This window comes from Kingella kingae ATCC 23330, assembly GCF_900111845.1.
Lineage (GTDB): Bacteria > Pseudomonadota > Gammaproteobacteria > Burkholderiales > Neisseriaceae > Kingella > Kingella kingae.
On sequence record NZ_FOJK01000053.1, the window covers coordinates 1 to 1,970 of the forward strand.

Consider the following 1,970-nt stretch of genomic DNA (forward strand, 5'->3'; position numbering starts at 1 on the left):
TGCGTATTGCTAACGGCTAAATTGGTTGTGGTTGCTGTGATTTTGGACGGTTTACCCAATGACAAAGTTTGATTGTCGCGTAACACGCCACCGCCAGTTAAACCTGCTCCTGCTGTGATAGTGGTGGTTTTGAGTGCGAATTGTTGTGTAGCTGTTTGCTGGTTTGCATGGATTAAATCGTTAATGCGAGCCATTTCTGCTTTGAGCCATGATGTGCGATTGGCGAGCTGGCGTGTGGGCTTATTGTCAATGCCATTTTCACCACCCATCACAGGGTCGGATGTTTCCCATTGGTAAACGCCTGCTTCCCAGACTGGGGTTTCTTTTAAATTTGCCATTTATGCAGTTCCTTTGTTGAATGTGCCGTCGCGCTGGGCTGTGCCGTTGTGGCGCAGGGCAGCAGCACGAAAATCCAATGCTGCCAACACGCAACGTGCTGGTGCAAAAGCGTGTAGTGTTTTGCGTAATAAAGCGGCTTGGTCGTTGGTAATGGTTTGGTTTAATTCAATGCGGTAATGCGCCCAGCGGTCGGCGTGTCCGTAAACGTATTTGCCGTCTCGGCTGATTTTGGCGTTGTGCTGTTTGCTATTTAAGCCTTCCACAAGATTGATTTCACCCAAACCCAAACGCCGCACGATTTCACGGATTGCCCACGGTGTGCCTTTGTAGCGGTGCAATTCATACGCGCCTTTAATTAACCGTCTTCGCGCTTGGTCGCTTTCAGCCAGCCAATAACCGTCCTCGTTCAAAATGCTTCGGCTTTCGGCTAATAGTTCCAAATGCTCGGGGGCGACTAAATCTACTAAACGCGGCATGAGTTTGGGTGTGTCAGCCAAATCTAAACGCAGCCCTAAATCCGCTAAAATTTTGTAGCGTTGGTCGCGTTCAATGATTTCTGCATAGGTCAATCTAGCCATCTTGCCGTTCCGTTGATGTGGTCAATTTAACCGCCGTGCATCTTGCCCATTGATTGGGCTTGATGATTTTCCAATTCGGCTGCGTCAAAACCACGTTATATACGCCAGCGACTTTTAAAACGGACATCACATTAAGCGGCACAATATCGCCACCCAATTTTTCGCGTCTGCGTGTTTCGTAACTTTCCCACGCTTGTTCGGCGGCAGTTTTTACTTCCAGTGCATTTGCGCCTGTGAACAAAACCAGTTCTGCATTGAGCGTGTAATCCACCGTTTCGGGCGCGTTCACCACTACCTTGTCGCACAAAGGGCGTTTCTTTTCGCCCGACACTTCGTTATAGATTTGTGTGAGCAATTCGCGTTCAGGTAGCCCTGTTTTGCTCAAAACCGTAATCGCTACTGTACCGCCAATCGGATTACCCGAACTGTCCAGCGCATTCGCCACATGAACATCACAAATCGCGGGCGACACTGCTCGCGCCCAATACTGATACGCGCCCACCGAACCTGCGACCGAGAAACTTTCAGGCGCAAGCAATACACGCTCGCGGTAGGCTTCATCGCTTTCTGTTTCCGCGCCACCTGTGGGGATATTGATATTTTGTGCTGTGATTTGGTTTGCGCCCGACAACGTACTTTGCAGCGTGTTGATTTGCCCGATTGACCAGCCGTTGCCTTTTGTGCCTGTGGCGGTGCAGGCTGCCTGCAAATCCATTTGCGGATTGCTGGTGGTGAGTTGCCCTTGTTCGGTGGTGGCAAACACGGTTTCGCCTACGGCAACCAACGTACCAACGGGGATATTCACTTCGCTGGTAAATTCGGTAGCGGCAAAGCGTATCGTGCAACGAGCGGCGGACGCTTCCAATCGTGGCGTATTCACGTCATCACCGCATAAATCCAACATCAAACCTGTGGCAAAACGGACGTGTTGTTGCCGATAGGCTTCGTTGATTTGCTGGCGGTTGAGCGTTTCGCGGTAGGCGAATGTGTTAATCAGCAAGCGTTCAATGTGGGCAGGTTGCAGCGTTTTGCCTGTGCGTGATTCGTAATCCG

General features: G+C 50.6%; 2 protein-coding genes and 1 pseudogene. All 3 read right to left on the reverse strand.

Going from position 1 to position 1,970, the window contains the following annotated elements:
• Positions 1–338 (reverse strand): annotated as a pseudogene (locus tag BQ5809_RS08065) (tail fiber protein); the annotation flags it as partial.
• On the reverse strand, positions 339–917 hold the full coding sequence (locus BQ5809_RS08070) for a phage tail protein (protein WP_071461649.1): 579 nt from the start codon (positions 915–917) through the stop codon (positions 339–341).
• A partial coding sequence (locus tag BQ5809_RS08075) for a baseplate assembly protein (RefSeq protein WP_071461650.1) occupies positions 910–1,970 on the reverse strand: 1,061 nt, incomplete at its 5' end. The genes BQ5809_RS08075 and BQ5809_RS08070, both read right to left, overlap by 8 nt.